This is a genomic window from Arenimonas donghaensis DSM 18148 = HO3-R19 (assembly GCF_000743535.1).
In the GTDB taxonomy this organism is placed as follows: Bacteria; Pseudomonadota; Gammaproteobacteria; order Xanthomonadales; family Xanthomonadaceae; genus Arenimonas; species Arenimonas donghaensis.
Map to the genome: position 1 here is coordinate 1 of NZ_AVCJ01000020.1, position 15,076 is coordinate 15,076.

Consider the following 15,076-nt stretch of genomic DNA (forward strand, 5'->3'; position numbering starts at 1 on the left):
GAGTTAAGCCGCGTGCCGGAGGCACGTCGGCTTGAATGAATAGTTAGGCACGGCGGGCTACTCCAACGGGAACGAACGTCTGTGCCAGAGAACGCCAACTGTGGCTGCTGCCAAGACCATAGCAACTGCGACCAGGAGAGCAAGCAACTCGGCGCCCAGAAAGCGATAGACGAGCAGTCCAGCGCCCACTCCGACGCCGATCGATAGTGCGATTCGCCAAGCGCGAACGACGAATATGTCTAGCAACTCAAACAGGTCGGACATAGATCTCCACGCCTAACGCCTTGAGTTAAGCCGCGCCGAAGGCGTCGGCTTGAATGATTAGTTAGGCGGCGCTGCACAAATGTGCGCCCACCTTGCCTTCACTGCCTTCGTTACGTACCAAGTGAGAACCAACTGCGTCGGTGGAACAAGGATCCACCAGTACTCCGCAATGAAACCACTTATCTGGAGAAGTGCGGAGCCATTCACAAAGCCAGCTTCCTCCAGTTGGGGTGCTATGTAGATTCCATACACTTCGATTGGCAGGAGGACAGCGAAAAGAAGAAAAGAGAAAACGCCGTACACAAGAGCGGCCACCACGCCTACGAAGAGCCAGCGCCGCGGTAGAGTGGGGCGCACCCTGCGGGCCACGATCGCTGGCCACCATACTGGTGCGAATGAAATGAGTGCGTAGGCAAGCGCGACAGCTGCCAGGAGAGCGGCGAGCTTTGGCCCAAACATCTCGATTGCACCCATAGCCGCCTAACGCCTGAGTTAAGCCGCGTGCCGGAGGCACGTCGGCTTGAATGAATGGTTAGACCGCGTTCGCAGCCTTCGGCAATACGAAGTAGCCAATGTAAAAGAGCGGAGGTATTGCTGCAGCAATCATTAGGTTGACGCCAGCTAAGAAGGTTACCGCGTAGGTCTTGACCTCGGCTGGCCTGGAGCTTCGCCAGAAATAGATAGCCCCGATAGCCGACGCTACTCCGACAATGCCCATACCCAAGAGGTAGGTGTGGACCTCGTCGACAACACCTTGAGTGAACATAGGCACTCGCGGCCCGAGGTGTGCCGGATCGAGTGGCGAGTAGACCTCTACTGCCAAGGAGAGATGTCCGCCCCCTACCGCTAGGGCAATAAGGCTAGAGATGAATATCCAAATTGTCAGGCCAACTCGAACTTTCACGAGGTCTAACGCCTTGAGTTAAGCCGCGTACCGGAGGCACGTCGGCTTGAATGAATAGTTAGGCGACGCTAGCTCCGAAGTCCCGGGGCTGCAACACCCCAGGGCTACCCAGGGCCGAGAAAGTTTCGCTACCCAGTCTCGCCGCGGGGCGGGACGCTGGCCCGAGCCGAACCGCAACATCGAATGGGGGTCTCAAGACTGTCCGGAGCAGGGCGCTGGGGCCAAGCCGCGTCGGCACCGAAGTCGTTGAGCTAGCGACGGGCCTAACGCCTTGAATTAAGCTGCGCCGGCCGCGACAGTCGGTTTACCCGGATAGACGGTCCGGCGTCAGCTTGAATGAATGGTTAGGCGACGCTAGCTCCGAAGTCCCGGGGCCGCAACTCCCCAAGGCCTGCCAGCAGCGAGAAAGTTTCGTACCCCGGTCTGGCCGCGGGGCGGGGCGCCTACCCCGAGCCGCCGCGTCACATCGAATGTGGGTCTCAAGACTGTCCGGAACAGGGCGGTGGGGCCGGGCCGCGTCGGCGCCGAAGTCGTTGAGCTAGCGACGGGCCTAACGCCTTGAGTTAAGCCGCGCCGAAGGCGTCGGCTTGAATGAATGGTTAGGTGTCACTGCCGCGCACCTCGCTTAGTCAACAATGACCGTGTGCAACTCCCGAATCAAGCGCCTATCGCGAAACACTCCAAGAAAATTGACGCCTCCAGGCCCCCGAGATGGGTTGCACCAAACATGTCTCAATTCATCTCCCGGAATCATGTTGCTCGTCAGTTCCGCCCAATCTTCCCGTTCGTCTATGTGCGGTGCGCCAACCAACTCTGCACTTTTGACCGACTCCTCCTTCGAGAGTGGGACTGAAACCGTACATTTCGGGTAGCCGAAGCGCGTCAATAGCTGTTCGGCATCAACTCCGCCGGATCTATCTATTCGCGAAACGGGCGACGGGTTGACACAGCCAGACAACAGCAGCGCGAATATCACTGCGTTTAGCAGATCGCGTTGATGGCTCATGTGACACCTAACGCCTTGAGTTAAGCCGCGCCGAAGGCGTCGGCTTGAATGATTAGTTAGGCCCGATCCCAGCACCGGGCGGCGATAATCTTACCTGCGCGATTGTAGTGAAACTGGACAACGGTGAAGGGTTCGCCCATGGGCTGCACGGCAGTCCAGCCACCGGCGGAAACTTTGATGCCAATCCAGCCTGCGTCCGGATTCGCAAACAAGTATTGATGCACAGTGATTTCGTGGCCGTCAGTGTCCGCACCCAATTCGTCTAGGTCCGGGGCACCCAACTTGGGAATGACGACGCCTTTAGCAAGGCCGACAAATGGATCCATCGACCGGGGGCAAAGGGTAATCGCTACCGACACACTCGACTTCGCAGCCTTCAGCTGAACAGCAAGTTCATCCAAGGACTTGTCGCTGGCAGGCGATGCCGAAAGTGCAAGCACTGGCGTCAAGATTGCAGTGATGCGCATAGAGGGCCTAACGCCTGAGTTAAGCCGCGCCGAAGGCGTCGGCTTGAATGATTAGTTAGGCGCGCCCGCAACGTACCTTGCGCCGTCTTGGCTGACACTGACCTTGTACTCGATTGGGCTCCAAGTGTCCCGTTCTGCCTTCTCAACGTTTGCCCCAGGGATGTTGGTTCTGACCACAAATGTCCCCTCATCCACCCAGTGCACGAAATCCCATCCCTTGGAGATTGGCAGCGAATATGCGACAGGGGGGTCTCCGAGATCTCCGGTTGTGTATGTGAAGATGAGTTCGACATCGGGGCACGAAGAAATGCTACCCCAACACTCCCCTACCTGCTTCGGGATCGCGAAGACGCGGATCTCGCCCTGACTCGCAAGTTCTTGGAGCAGACCCAGCGAGCGAGACAAGTCGTTGTTTGGAATGGGCGGCGCAACTAATAGGCCCGTGAGCATTGTCGCGATAAGTACGAGCATGATCGCCTAACGCCTTGAGTTAAGCCGCGTGCCGGAGGCACGTCGGCTTGAATGAATAGTTAGGCGACGCTAGCTCCGAAGTCCCGGGGCCGCAACACCCCAGGGCTGCCCAGGGCCGAGAAAGTTTCGCTACCCAGTCTGGCCGCGGGGCGGGTCGCCTGTCCAAGCCGCCGCGCCACTTCGAATGGGGGGTCTCAAGACTGTCCGGAGCAGGGCGCTAGGGCCAAGCCGCGTCGGCGTCGAAGTCGTTGAGCTAGCGACGGGCCTAACGCCTTGAGTTAAGCCGCGCCGAAGGCGTCGGCTTGAATGAATAGTTAGAGCACGGCGATCGGGTACACCAGCGCTCCGCCCCAGAACCCGGTCAACACCATTGCTGCTACCGCAAGCCTGCTGGGTCGCCCCCGCAGGCTGAAGACATGCACAAGCGCCTCCAGCAGCAGCTCTAGGAAGAGCCAGAGAGGCACCAGTGCTAGGCCCATCCAGCTCGACTGATCCGGCGGAAGAAACATAGAAAAAAGTACGCCGACAACGAATGAGATGCACGCCGCCAAGAGGGCCAGGAGGTAGCCAGGCAGCGCCGATTCGTTGGGCGGAGTCTCGGTGTGCTGCATCCGGGCTCTAACGCCAATTAAGCCTCAATAGTGAGGCGATGCACGGATGCTCCCGCTGGGAAGGGCGGGCGTCAATACGGCGCAAGCCCAAGCCAGGCACGTCGTGGGGTCTGCCGAGGTTCGCGGGATAAATCCTGATTGCCGCTTATGCCTTGTTTGCGAGGTGTAAGCGGTTAGTCGAGCCGATCCGGGCAATAAATCTGAGACTTTTTCTCGCCCGGGGTAAGCGGCTCCCGCTGTTCAGGCGGGGCGCTTGGGTCTCAGTCAGGTTGACGATAGTTTCAGCCCGACGATTCCAGCCACCACCAGTACGATGCTGACGATGCGAAGGGTCGAGGCGGGTTCCTTGAACAGCACCATGCCGGCGATCGCGGCGCCGACGGCGCCGATGCCTACCCAGATGCCGTAGGCGGTGCCCAGGGGGATGTCGCGCAGGGCCAGGCTTAGCAGGTATACGCTGCCGGCCATCGAGACGGCGGTCAGCACGCTGGGCACCGGTTTGGTGAACCCTTCCGTGTACTTCAGGCCGACGGCCCAGCCCACTTCGAGCAGGCCGGCCAGGACCAGGAACAGCCAGTTCATCGTTGCTCTCCTCGTTTCAGGGGCGCGCCCGGGTTCGCCTCAGGCCGATCAGGTGCACGATACCGATGACCAGGCAGATCCCGGAGCTCACGGCCCAGAACGTCGGGCTGTTGCCCGGGAAGTAGGGCATAAGGAAAAAGAAACCGATGCCCCGCAGCAGGAAGATGCCGGTGACGATGGCCAGGACGAAACGCAGCAGGGGCAGCCGGCGGATCAGCCCCGCGCCGGAAAGGGCATAGGCCGACCAGATGAACAGCATGCCGGCGATCACCAGGCTGGCGACGGTGGGGTACCAATGCCCGGCCAGGTCCAGTTGCGCCATCTGTTCCCCGGCGCCCAGGAAGCGGTACCAGGGCGCGCCGAAGACGATGCAGCCCAGGTGCACCACGGCGGCCAGGGTAGTGAACAGGGCGCCCGCGAGCAGGAATGGGTCGGGGCGCCGCGGTGTTGCCGCCGGGGAGGCCGCCAGCGTGCTCAAGCGCCCACTTCCACCCGGTCGACCTTGGTGAAACCGCGCGGCAGCAGGTTGCCGCGGCTGGCGCGGGCGCCTTCGTAGGCCTGCAGGTCGCGCCAGCTCAGCACCAGCTTCTGCTTGCCGCTGTAGATGGTCAGCTCGCCGCCCTGGCGGACGCTGGCGATCGCGATCACTTTTTCCTGGCCGGCCTTGAGCTTGGCCGGCGGGATCTGGATCAGCTTGTTGCCCTTGCCCTTGTCCAGTTCCGGCAGTTCGCTCAGCGGGAAGGCCAGCAAGTGGCCGGCGCTGGTGATCGACACCATCCAGTCGGTCGCCGCATCGGCCACCGGTGCCGGGGCCAGCACCTCGCCGTCGCCCGGGTTGAGCAGGGCCTTGCCGGCCTTGTTGCGGCCGGTGAAGTTCTCGAAGCGGGTGACGAAGCCGTAGCCGTAGGACGAGGCCAGCACGAAACGGTTGTCGTTTTCACCGGCGGCCAGGGCCACGAACCCGGCGCCCGCCGGCGGGCTGAAGCGGCCGCTCAGTGGCTCGCCATTGCCGCGTGCGCTGGGCAGCGTATGCGCCACCGTCGAATAGCTGCGACCGGTGGAATCGAGGAAGGCGACCTGCAGGTTGCTGCGCCCGCGCACGGCCTGCAGCAGCCCGTCGCCGTCTCGGTAGCTCAGCGCGGCGGCGTCGACGTCGTGGCCCTTGGCGGCGCGGATCCAGCCCTTCTTCGACAGCACCACCGTCACCGGTTCGCTGGGCACCAGTTCGGTTTCGCTGATCGCCTGGGCGGCCTCGCGTTCGACCAGGGGCGAACGACGCTCGTCGCCGAACTTCTTGGCGTCGGCCAGCAGCTCGTCCTTAACCTGTTTCTTCAGCTTGGCCTTGCTGCCCAGGATGCTCGTGATCTTTTCGCGCTCCTTGGCCAGTTCGTCCTGCTCGCCGCGGATCTTCATTTCCTCCAGGCGGGCGAGCTGCTTGAGCTTGGTGTCGAGGATGTAGTCGGCCTGGTCTTCGCTCAGGTCGAAACGCTTCATCAGCACCGGCTTGGGCTCGTCCTCGGTGCGGATGATGCGGATCACTTCATCGAGGTTGAGGAACGCGACCAGCAGGCCTTCGAGCAGGTGCAGCCGGCGCTCGACCTTGTCCAGGCGGTGCTTCAGGCGCCGCGCCACGGTGTCGGTGCGGAACAGCAGCCACTCGGCCAGGAACTCGCGCAGGTTCTTCACCTGCGGCCGGCCATCGAGGCCGATGATGTTGAAGTTCACCCGGAAGCTCTTCTCGAGGTCCGTGGTGGCGAACAGATGGCCCATCAGGCCTTCGAAATCCACGCGGTTGCTGCGGGGCACCAGCACCAGCCGGACCGGGTTCTCGTGGTCGGATTCGTCGCGCAGGTCCTCGAGCCAGGGCAGCTTCTTGGCGCGCATCTGTTGCGCCACCTGTTCCATGATCTTCGAGGGCGACACCTGGTAGGGCAGGTGGGTGATGACGATGTTGCTGCCTTCGCGCAGCCACTTGGCGCGGGCGCGCACGCTGCCGTGGCCGGTCTCGTAGATCGCGCGCAGGTCGGCGGCCGGGGTGATGATCTCGGCGCCGGTCGGGTAGTCCGGTCCGCGCACGTGCTCGCACAGGTCGCGCACGCTGGCGTCGGGGTCGTCGAGCAGGCGCACGGCGGCGCTGACCACTTCGTTGAGGTTGTGCGGCGGGATGTCGGTGGCCATGCCCACCGCGATGCCGGTGGTGCCGTTGAGCAGCAGGTGCGGCAGGCGCGCCGGCATCCAGCTCGGCTCCTGCAGGGTGCCGTCGAAGTTGGGCACCCAGTCCACGGTGCCCTGGCCGAGCTCGCCCAGCAGCACCTCGGCGATGGGGGTGAGCTTGGATTCGGTGTAACGCATGGCCGCGAACGACTTGGGGTCGTCGGTGGAACCGAAGTTGCCCTGGCCTTCGATCAGCGGATAGCGGTAGGAAAACGGCTGCGCCATCAGCACCAGCGCCTCGTAGCAGGCGCTGTCGCCGTGCGGGTGGAACTTGCCGATGACGTCGCCGACGGTGCGCGCGCTCTTCTTGGGCTTGGCGGTCGCGCCCAGGCCCAGTTCGCTCATCGCATAGATGATGCGCCGCTGCACCGGCTTGAGCCCGTCACCCAGGAAGGGCAGGGCGCGGTCGAGCACCACGTACATCGAATAATCCAGGTAGGCGCGTTCGGCGTACTCGCGCAGCGGGATCTGTTCGAAGCCGTGGAAGGTGGGGCGTGCGGGTTCGGTCATGCTTTGCTCAGGCAGGTGCTGGAACGATGCGGGCATTCTACCGGGCCGCGTGGGCCGGGGCCGGATTCAACAACAACAAGGAAACAAGCCCATGAGTTGGTTGGGAATTCTCCTGGTGGTGCTGGGCGTCGTGCTGGCGATCAAGATCACCGCTTTCGCGCTGCGGCTGGTCTTCATCGGCATCATCCTGGTCGGCCTTTACCTGTTCCTGGGCCCGCTGCTGGGCTTCGGGTAGGCAGCCAGGTCAATCGGCGAGCGCGTCGCCCCATTGCCGGGCCCGGCGCGATGCGGCGTCGCCGGCGGCGGCATGCGCCGGGTCGTCGCCGACCACGCGGTTGCGGCCGGCGCGCTTGGCCCGGTAAAGCGCTGAATCGGCGCGGTGGAACAGGTCGCCGGCGTCATAACCGCGGCCCATGTCGGCCACCGCCACGCCCACGCTCAGGCTCAGCCCGTCCATCGGCGGCTGGGCGTCGGGTGCCCGCCAGACCAGGTCGAAGCGAAGCTGTTCGGCCAGCGCTTCGGCGGCCGGTTGGTCCATGCCTTCGCAGGCCACCAGGAATTCGTCGCCACCGAAGCGGCCCAGCAGGTCCACGCTGCGCAGCTTGCCGCGGGCGATGCCCGTCGCCAGGCGCAGGGCCTCGTCGCCGGCGAGGTGGCCCAGGCGGTCGTTGATCGCCTTGAAGTTGTCCAGGTCGAAGACCAGCAGCGCGACGCTGCGGCCGTGGTTGTCCGCGTGTGACAGCAAGGTGGCCAGTTCCGTCGCGAAAGCCTGCCGGGTCAGCGCCCCGGTCAGCGGATCCACGGAGACCCGCTCGCGCAGCGCCAGGTGCTCGGTCTCGAGGGCGCGTTGCCGGACGCTCATCTGCTGCTTCTCGCTGCGCAGGTGCCGTACATGCCGGCCCAGGCGCAGCAGTCCCCAGGCCAGCAGCAGCATCGGGATGGCGAGCCCCCAGGCCCAGCGGGGCAGACCGGCCGGTTCGTCGGAGCGCGCCCTCGATGGCCGGCCCAGCGGGACCTCGCCCGGTGCCAGCGCCATGAAACGCTCGCGGGCCCGGCGGCGACCGGGGTCGGCGGCGAGCTGGCCGAGTTCGTCCAGGCGGGTCAGCCGGGTCCGGTACGCGAACGCACGCTTGCTGGCCGCCAGGGCCTCATCGCTGCGCCCCAGTGCCGACCAGGCGTTTTCCTGTTCCAGCGACACGTCCTGAAGCAGTCGGTCGAGCTCGAGTGCCTCGCCCACGACCTGGGCGGCGGCCAGGGGGTCCAGCGCGTCCGCCGGCCGGCCCATGGCCAACAGTGCCTGGCCCAGGGCCAGGCGCAGGTCGGCGCCGAGCACGCGTTCGTTGATGGCGTCGGCGCGCAGGATGCCGTCGCGAAGGGTCGCCACGCCCTGCCCGTGTTCGCCGCTGGCCGTCAGCGCGCGACCCAGGGACAGGCTGGCCAGCGCCAGGCCGAGGTCGCCGCCGTTGCGCTCCAGCGCGGCCGAGGCGGCGCGGGCATCAGCCAGGCCGGCGTCGGCCTGGCCCCGTTCGACGTGGATCTGGGAGCGCAGCACCAGGTTCAGGCCCAGGGGAAAATCCGGCGGGTTCCCGCCCATCAGGTCGATGGCCTGGTTGGAGGCCTTCAATGCGGCTTCGTAGTCTTCCAGGTTGTAGAACAGGCGGGCCAGCGAGTAGTAACTCTCCGATTGGTCCATGGCGCGGCCATCGGCCAGGAGTTGTTCGAGCGCGCTGACCTGCATGTCGACGGCCTGGGCGTAGCGGCCCCGGGATTCATGCACGCGGCCCAGGGCCCGCTGCGCGACGGCCACGAGGCGGTCGGCGCCGATGTCTTCCCAGATCGCTATCGCCCGTTCGAACTGCTGTTCGGCCTCGTCCAGCCGGCCTTCCGCCTGCGCCGCCATGCCCAGGCCATACAGCGAGCCAGCCTGCTCGCTACGGTCGCCCAGGCGCAGCGCGTCGGCGAGCGCTTCGTTTTCCAGCGCGATGACCGCGGCGATGTCGCCGCGCCGGTAGGCCTCGTTGCTGAGCGCCGAGAGCGCCTCCACCCGTTCGCGCCGGAACCCAGCCTGCGCAGAGACGTCGGCGACGCGTCGCTGCCAGGCGCTCGTGTCCGGCGCCCGCGCCGCGCTGGCAAAGCGGGCCTGGGCCACGGCCAGGCGCACGCGGCCCCTGTCGCCGCCCGCCGATGCGGCCAGGGTGGACAGCCACGGTGACGCCTCTGCCTGCCAGGCCAGCAGCCGGCCGGTGGCGGCCGGATCGGGCAGCCCCGGCTCCGGTGACGCCGGCTGGGCGAAGGCCGGGCCGGCGAAAGCCAGCAACAGCGCGGCTGCCCGGCAAGCGGGACGCGTCGAGGGGGGCGGGGCAGGGCCATGAACCGGTGGCATTGGCCAAACATTAGCCCGTTAGTGCAAGTGTCTCCAGTCCTGCGGGGCGGCCGTGCCGGCCTTGTTATGCTTCCGGCGTTCCCCCGCCGACTTGCCGATGATCCCCCAGCTCACCATTTCCCGCGCCCGCTTGGCCTTGATCCTCGGCGGACTGGCGATGTTCGGGCCGTTCTCGATCGACACGGTGTTCCCGGCCTTCCTGGTGATGGCCGACGACCTGGGCGTGGGCAAGGTCGCCATGCAGCAGACGATCAGCGTGTACCTGGTCGGCTATGCGGCGATGTCCTTGTTCCACGGGCCCATCTCCGATGCCATCGGCCGCAGGAAGGTGCTGCTGGCCGGCATCGTGATGTTCACCCTGGCCTCGGTCGGCGCGGCGCTGGCCCAGGACATGTCGACGATGCTGGCCTATCGCTTCGTGCAGGGCCTGTCGGCGGGCGTGGGCATGATCGTCGGGCGCGCCGTCATCCGCGACTGCCTGCAGGGCGACGATGCCCAGCGCCTGATGAGCCATATCTCGATGATCTTCGGCATCGCGCCGGCCATCGCCCCGGTCATCGGCGGCTGGATCCTGGGCGTCTCGGACTGGCACGGCATTTTCTGGTTCCTGGCCGCCTTCGGGGTGCTGCTGGGCGTGGCCACGGCCTGGGGGCTGCCCGAGACCCACCCGCCCGAAGACCGCACGCCCCTGCACCCGGTGACGCTGGCGCGCGATTACGGCGCGATGCTGGGCAACCGCAGCTTCCGGTTGCTGGCCCTGGTGAGCGTGTTCAACTTCGGCGCCCTGTTCCTTTACATCGCGTCGGCGCCGGCGTTCGTGATGGACCTGCTGGGCCTGGGCGAGCAGGATTTCGTCTGGTTCTTCGCCCCCACCATCGGCGGCATGATGCTCGGTGCCTGGCTCAACGGACGTGCCGCGGGGCGTATCACCGGCCGGCGCCTGGTCGGATGGGGCTTCGCCTGCTGCGGCATCGCGGCGGCCTACAACATCGGCTACAACGTGCTGGTGTCCTCGCCCAGCCTGCCCTGGGCGATCCTGCCGACGGCGCTGTGCGCGTTCGGCATCGCCCTGGTCTTTCCCATCGTCACCCTGGCCCTGCTGGACATGTTCCCGCGCCAGCGCGGCGGCGCGTCGTCCATGCAGGCCTTCGTCGGCCTGCTTTCAAACGCACTGATCGCGGGCATGCTCTCGCCGATGGTCAGCCACAGCGGCCTGGCGCTGGCGCTGACCGCCTCGGCCTTCACCGCGGTGGCCTTCGGCCTGTGGCGCTGGTACCTGGCGCACAGCGCCCGCTGCCCCGACCCCGATGCCGCCATCGCGAGGCATGAGCCGACCGACAAGATGTGAGCATCTCCTGTGGGAGGGACTTCAGTCCCGAAAGGCATCGGGACTGAAGTCCCTCCCACAAAAGCAAGAAGGCCGGCGGGAGTCCGCCGGCCTTCTTGGCTTTTGCTTCGACGCCGGATCAGGACTTGGCGGCTTCCCACCCGCAGGTCTTGCCCTGGTTCTGTTCCTGCAGCCAGGACTGCAGCGGCTGGAAGTACTCGAGCACCGCCGAGGCGTCCATCTGCTCGCCGCCGGTGAGTTCCTTCAGGGTCTGCTGCCACGGCTGGCTGGAGCCGTGCTGCATCATCGCCCAGTAGCGCTTGCCCGCTTCCGGGTTGTCGGCGAAGTTGCAGGTGTACAGCGGGCCTTCGTGGCCAGACGCATCGCACAGCGACTTGTAGAACTGGAACTGCAGCACGTGCGACAGGAAGTAGCGCGTGTAGGGCGTGTTGCCCGGCACGTGGTACTTGGCGCCCGGGTCGAAGAAGTCCTCGCCGCGCGGCTCGCCGGCCGGGGCCACGCCCTGGTATTTCGCCTTGAGTTCCCACCAGGCGCTGTTGTAGTTGTCCGGCGTGATCGAACCGTCGAACACGCCCCAGCGCCAGCGGTCGATCAGCAGGCCGAAGGGCATGAAGGCGACCTTGGCCAGGGCCATGCGCATCTGGTTGTTGATGACGGCCTCCTCGCTGGCCGCCGGCTGGTCCACCAGGCCGATCGACGCCAGGTACTGCGGCGTCATCGACAGCACGATGGTGTCGCCGATGGCTTCGTGGAAACCGTCGTGGGCGCCGCCCTGGAAGATCGGCGCCTGGTCCTGGTAGGCCAGGTAGTAATAGATGTGGCCGAGCTCGTGGTAGATCGTGGTCAGCTCTTCCTCGGTGGGCTTGATGCACATCTTGATGCGCACGTCGCTGCCGTCGGTGTCCATCGGCCAGGCGCTGGCATGGCAGACCACGTCGCGGTCGCGGGGCTGGACCAGCTGCGACTTCTCATAGAACGAATCCGGCAGCGCCGGCATGCCCAGGCCGGTATAAAAACCCTCGGCCAGTCGGGTCATGCGGGTGGCGATTTCCAGGTCGGCCTGGCGCTCGAGCTCGACCTGCTTGTCGGCGGTCAGGTTGCGCATGCCGCCGGCCTTGGAGACCAGGTCCTGCAGGATGTCTTCGCGCTGCTTGCGCAGTGCGCCGTTGACGTCGAGGTTGCCGACGCCGTCGTAGGGCTGCAGCAGCGGCCAGAGGTTGCCCCAGTCCTGCTGCCACAGGTTGCCGGTGAGGTGGGCCGGGATCATGCCGTTGATCGAACCCTGCTCGCCGAACTTTTCCTCGAGCTTGGAACGGGTGTAGCACTGCAGCTGCTCGTACAGCGGCTGCACCTGGCCCCAGAGGCGGTCGGCCTCGGCCTGGAAGTCGGCGGCCGGCATGTCGTAGCCGGCGCGCCAGACGTCGCCGGTGTTGTCGAAGCCCATTTCACGGGCGCCTTCGTTGGTCAGTTCGACGAAGCGCTGGTAGTCCTGGCGCATCGGCACGGCGATGTCGTGCCAGCCTTCCCAGGCGGCCCGCATCTCTTCGTAGCTGCTGCCGCCGGTGTCGGCGAGGATCTCGCTGACCTGGCCGATGTCCTTGCAGTCTTCGCCGACGCACCACTTGCCCGAGCCGTAGGTCGCGCCCATGCGGCTGGCGATCTCGGTCAGCTCCTTGAGCTTGCCCGGGTCGCGCGGGGCGGGCATGGACGAACTGGTCTTGAGCAGGTGCAGCGCGCGCGCGGTGTCGGCGCCGAGGCCCTCGGTGTCGTAGGCCTTGGCCTGGGCGATGAATTCGTTGTTCCTGGTCAGCCAGCGCTCGTTGGCGGCCGACTCGACGCGCTGGCTGTCTTCGTTGATGTAGGTCGCACCGAGCCAGGCGGCCGAGGTCAGCTCCGGCGTCATGTCCTCGATGGTGGTGTTGACGCGGGCGACGAAGGCGTCGGCGGACTCCTTCTTGGCCGCGTCGGCCGGCGCGACGGCGGTGTCGGTGGCGCCGCTGTCGGCGGATTCATCGGTGGACTTGCCGCAGCCGGCGAGGGCCAGCAGGCCGGCGGAAATGGCGAGCGCCAGCAGGGCGCGATGGGATTTCACGGGGAAGGCTCCAGGGTACGGTTGGGGTGCACTCGTCAGGCTAGTCCCCCCGCAATGGCCGCGCAAGTCGCCGGGCAGGTGTAGGAGCGCCTTCAGGCGCGAATTCCTTCTTTGCCATGGGCAAAGCCAAAAGATTCGCGCCTGAAGGCGCTCCTACAGCAGGTCCCTGGTCGCCAGGAAGGCCCGGGCGTCCTCGGCATCGTGCTCGAACCAGGCGCGGGTCGAGCCGAGCCGGAAGCTGTAGCCCCAGGCGTCCATGTCCGCCATCAGCCGGTCGCGGCCGACGCCGGGCAGGCGATCGGCCAGCAGGATCTGCAGGTAACAGGTGGCGTCTTCCTCGGGCACCGAATCGGTGGCGTCGGTATGCACGCCGGCGCGCCGCTCGGGCGGCATCACCAGCAGGTGGCCGGCTTCGTGCAGCAGCGAATGCACGGGCGTGTCGGCGCGTGCGAACACGGTGCTTCCGATCAGGCCGGCTTCGCATTCGCCCCAGTAGCTGCCGGGGATCGGCTCGCCGTCGGGGACTTGGGAAAGCGCCAGGCCGAGTTCGGCCAGCAGCCGGCTCGGCGCGTCGAAGCCGATGTCGGCCAGCCGCAGCACGCTGGCCTCGCCCGCACCGGCGTCTCCTGAAAGAGCAACGGCACCAGCGTCCGCCGGTGCCGTCGTGGTCCGTGCCGCGGTCATCGGGTCAGCCGTTGGCAGCGGCCGGTTTGTCCGGCAGGGCCACCGAGATGTCGAGCAATTCGTTGTCGCCGTCCTTGTGCAGGTCCACCTTCACCGCGTCGGCGTCGACGTTGATGTACTTGCGGATCACTTCCAGCAGTTCGCGCTGCAGCACCGGCAGGTAGTCGGGCGCATTGCGCAGGCTGCGTTCCTGCTGGATCAGGATCTGCAGGCGGTTCTTGGCGGTATTGGCGGTGTTCTTGTTGCGTTGGGTGAGGAAATCGAAAAGACCCATGGCTCAGCCTCCGAACATCTTGGAGAAGAAGCCTTTCTTCTCGACCGTGGTGAATCGCATCGGGCGCTCTTCGCCGAGGATGCGGGCGACGGCGTCGGTGTAGGCCTGGCCGGCCGGCGAGGCCTCGTCCAGGATCACCGGCACGCCGGCATTGGAGCTTTGCAGGACTTCGGGCGACTCGGGCACGACGCCGACCACGTCCAGGCCCAGGATTTCCTGCACGTCGGCGATCGAAAGCATGTCGCCGGCTTCGACGCGGCGCGGGCTGTAGCGGGTGAGCAGCAGGTGCTCCTGGACGCGCTCGCCGTTTTCGGCCTTGCGGGTCTTGCTGGCCAGCAGGCCCAGGATGCGGTCGGAGTCGCGCACCGAGCTCACTTCCGGGTTCACCACGACCACCGCGCGATCGGCGAAATACATCGCCAGGAACGCGCCCTTCTCGATGCCGGCCGGGCTGTCACAGACGATGAAGTCGAAACCCTCGTCGGCGAGGTCCTTGAGCACCTTCTCGACGCCTTCCTTGGTCAGCGCGTCCTTGTCGCGGGTCTGCGACGCCGCCAGCACGAACAGGTTTTCGAACCGCTTGTCCTTGATCAGTGCCTGCTTGAGGTTGGCCTCGCCGTTGACCACGTTGACGAAGTCGTAAACCACGCGGCGCTCGCAGCCCATGATCAGGTCGAGGTTGCGCAGGCCGACGTCGAAGTCGATGACGGCGGTCTTCTTGCCCGCCTTGGCCAGGCCGCAAGCCAGGCTGGCGCTGGAGGTGGTCTTGCCGACGCCGCCCTTGCCCGAGGTCACCACGATGATTTCAGCCAATGTTGTTCTCCATGAAGCGTTTGCGCCCTTCGGGGCGTCTGTTGAGGGGGGTCAGCCGAGCTGTTCTATCCGAAGCTTGTCATGCTCGAGCCAGATCTGCACGGGCTTGCCGAGCAGCTCCCTGGGGATTTCCTCGAGCACCTTGTAGTGGCCGGCGACGGCCACGAGTTCGGCATGGAATTCACGGCAGAAGATGCGCGCCGAGGCCATGCCCGCGGCGCCGGCGAGGGCCCGGCCGCGCAGGGCGCCATAAACATGGATCGAGCCGTCGGCGATGACCTCGGCACCGGCGCCGACCGCGGCGCACAGGGTGAGGTCGCGGTCCTGGGCGTAGACCTGCTGGCCCGAACGCACCGGATGCAGGTGCACCAGGCCGGGCTCGCCGCGGACAGCGGGCGGGGCGGCAGCGGCTGGTTCCGCGGCCGGGGCGGCGGGCGCGGCCGGGGCGGGGGC

12 protein-coding genes and 1 pseudogene are annotated in these 15,076 nt (G+C 66.0%); 2 read left to right on the top strand and 11 right to left on the bottom strand.

Going from position 1 to position 15,076, the window contains the following annotated elements; translation table 11 throughout:
* Nucleotides 1-2,230: 2,230 nt before the first annotated feature.
* The 5 genes from N788_RS14700 to parC form a co-directional block, all read right to left on the bottom strand.
* Nucleotides 2,231-2,641, bottom strand: a complete 411-nt coding sequence (locus N788_RS14700) for a hypothetical protein (protein WP_152560440.1) — start codon at nt 2,639-2,641, stop codon at nt 2,231-2,233.
* 785 nt (nt 2,642-3,426) lie between these two features.
* Nucleotides 3,427-3,723 (bottom strand): hypothetical protein, encoded by a 297-nt coding sequence (locus tag N788_RS08945; protein WP_034223988.1) that lies wholly within the window; start codon nt 3,721-3,723, stop codon nt 3,427-3,429.
* Between the two features lie 264 nt (nt 3,724-3,987).
* Nucleotides 3,988-4,305, bottom strand: coding sequence for a quaternary ammonium compound efflux SMR transporter SugE (gene sugE, locus N788_RS08950; protein WP_034223991.1), 318 nt, complete (start codon nt 4,303-4,305; stop codon nt 3,988-3,990).
* 16 nt (nt 4,306-4,321) lie between these two features.
* Nucleotides 4,322-4,783: a hypothetical protein gene (locus N788_RS08955; RefSeq protein WP_244444112.1), complete on the bottom strand. Its 462-nt coding sequence runs from the start codon at nt 4,781-4,783 to the stop codon at nt 4,322-4,324.
* A complete protein-coding gene (parC, locus tag N788_RS08960) occupies nt 4,780-7,029 on the bottom strand; it encodes a DNA topoisomerase IV subunit A (RefSeq protein WP_034223994.1) in 2,250 nt (749 codons plus the stop codon). Before parC ends, N788_RS08955 begins: the two co-directional genes overlap by 4 nt.
* Nucleotides 7,030-7,120: 91 nt before the next feature.
* On the opposite strand from parC, the gene N788_RS14860 reads away from it, so the two are divergent.
* Complete coding sequence (locus tag N788_RS14860) at nt 7,121-7,264, top strand: hypothetical protein (RefSeq protein WP_160171921.1); 144 nt, start codon at nt 7,121-7,123, stop codon at nt 7,262-7,264.
* A 9-nt stretch (nt 7,265-7,273) separates the two neighbouring features.
* On the opposite strand, the gene N788_RS13965 is transcribed toward N788_RS14860, so the two are convergent.
* A complete protein-coding gene (locus N788_RS13965) occupies nt 7,274-9,346 on the bottom strand; it encodes a diguanylate cyclase (RefSeq protein WP_051924517.1) in 2,073 nt (690 codons plus the stop codon).
* Between the two features lie 163 nt (nt 9,347-9,509).
* Here N788_RS13965 and N788_RS08970 point away from each other — a divergent pair, with 163 nt between their 5' ends.
* Nucleotides 9,510-10,760 carry a multidrug effflux MFS transporter gene (locus N788_RS08970; RefSeq protein ID WP_034223997.1) on the top strand — a complete coding sequence of 417 codons (1,251 nt, stop codon included), beginning with the start codon at nt 9,510-9,512 and terminating at the stop codon, nt 10,758-10,760.
* Between the two features lie 118 nt (nt 10,761-10,878).
* Here N788_RS08970 and N788_RS08975 read toward each other — a convergent pair whose 3' ends face one another.
* The 5 genes and pseudogenes from N788_RS08975 to minC form a co-directional block, all read right to left on the bottom strand.
* Nucleotides 10,879-12,852: a M2 family metallopeptidase gene (locus N788_RS08975; protein WP_034224000.1), complete on the bottom strand. Its 1,974-nt coding sequence runs from the start codon at nt 12,850-12,852 to the stop codon at nt 10,879-10,881.
* A 153-nt stretch (nt 12,853-13,005) separates the two neighbouring features.
* On the bottom strand, nt 13,006-13,536 hold the full coding sequence (locus N788_RS08980; RefSeq protein ID WP_244444113.1) for a hypothetical protein: 531 nt from the start codon (nt 13,534-13,536) through the stop codon (nt 13,006-13,008).
* A gap of 4 nt (nt 13,537-13,540) precedes the next feature.
* Nucleotides 13,541-13,810 (bottom strand): cell division topological specificity factor MinE, encoded by a 270-nt coding sequence (minE, locus tag N788_RS08985; protein WP_034224006.1) that lies wholly within the window; start codon nt 13,808-13,810, stop codon nt 13,541-13,543.
* Nucleotides 13,811-13,813: 3 nt separating this feature from the next.
* A complete protein-coding gene (minD, locus tag N788_RS08990; RefSeq protein WP_034224009.1) occupies nt 13,814-14,623 on the bottom strand; it encodes a septum site-determining protein MinD in 810 nt (269 codons plus the stop codon).
* 51 nt (nt 14,624-14,674) lie between these two features.
* Nucleotides 14,675-15,076, bottom strand: a pseudogene (gene minC, locus N788_RS08995) (septum site-determining protein MinC); the annotation flags it as partial.

What these genes read in the sequence shown, in the direction of transcription:
- N788_RS14700 (WP_152560440.1), bottom strand. Translation starts at nt 2,641, where the DNA reads ATGCGCATCACTGCAATCTTGACGCCAGTGCTTGCACTTTCGGCATCG.
- N788_RS08945 (WP_034223988.1), bottom strand. Translation starts at nt 3,723, where the DNA reads ATGCAGCACACCGAGACTCCGCCCAACGAATCGGCGCTGCCTGGCTAC.
- sugE (WP_034223991.1), bottom strand. Translation starts at nt 4,305, where the DNA reads ATGAACTGGCTGTTCCTGGTCCTGGCCGGCCTGCTCGAAGTGGGCTGG.
- parC (WP_034223994.1), bottom strand. Translation starts at nt 7,029, where the DNA reads ATGACCGAACCCGCACGCCCCACCTTCCACGGCTTCGAACAGATCCCG.
- N788_RS14860 (WP_160171921.1), top strand. Translation starts at nt 7,121, where the DNA reads ATGAGTTGGTTGGGAATTCTCCTGGTGGTGCTGGGCGTCGTGCTGGCG.
- N788_RS08970 (WP_034223997.1), top strand. Translation starts at nt 9,510, where the DNA reads ATGATCCCCCAGCTCACCATTTCCCGCGCCCGCTTGGCCTTGATCCTC.
- N788_RS08980 (WP_244444113.1), bottom strand. Translation starts at nt 13,536, where the DNA reads ATGACCGCGGCACGGACCACGACGGCACCGGCGGACGCTGGTGCCGTT.
- minE (WP_034224006.1), bottom strand. Translation starts at nt 13,810, where the DNA reads ATGGGTCTTTTCGATTTCCTCACCCAACGCAACAAGAACACCGCCAAT.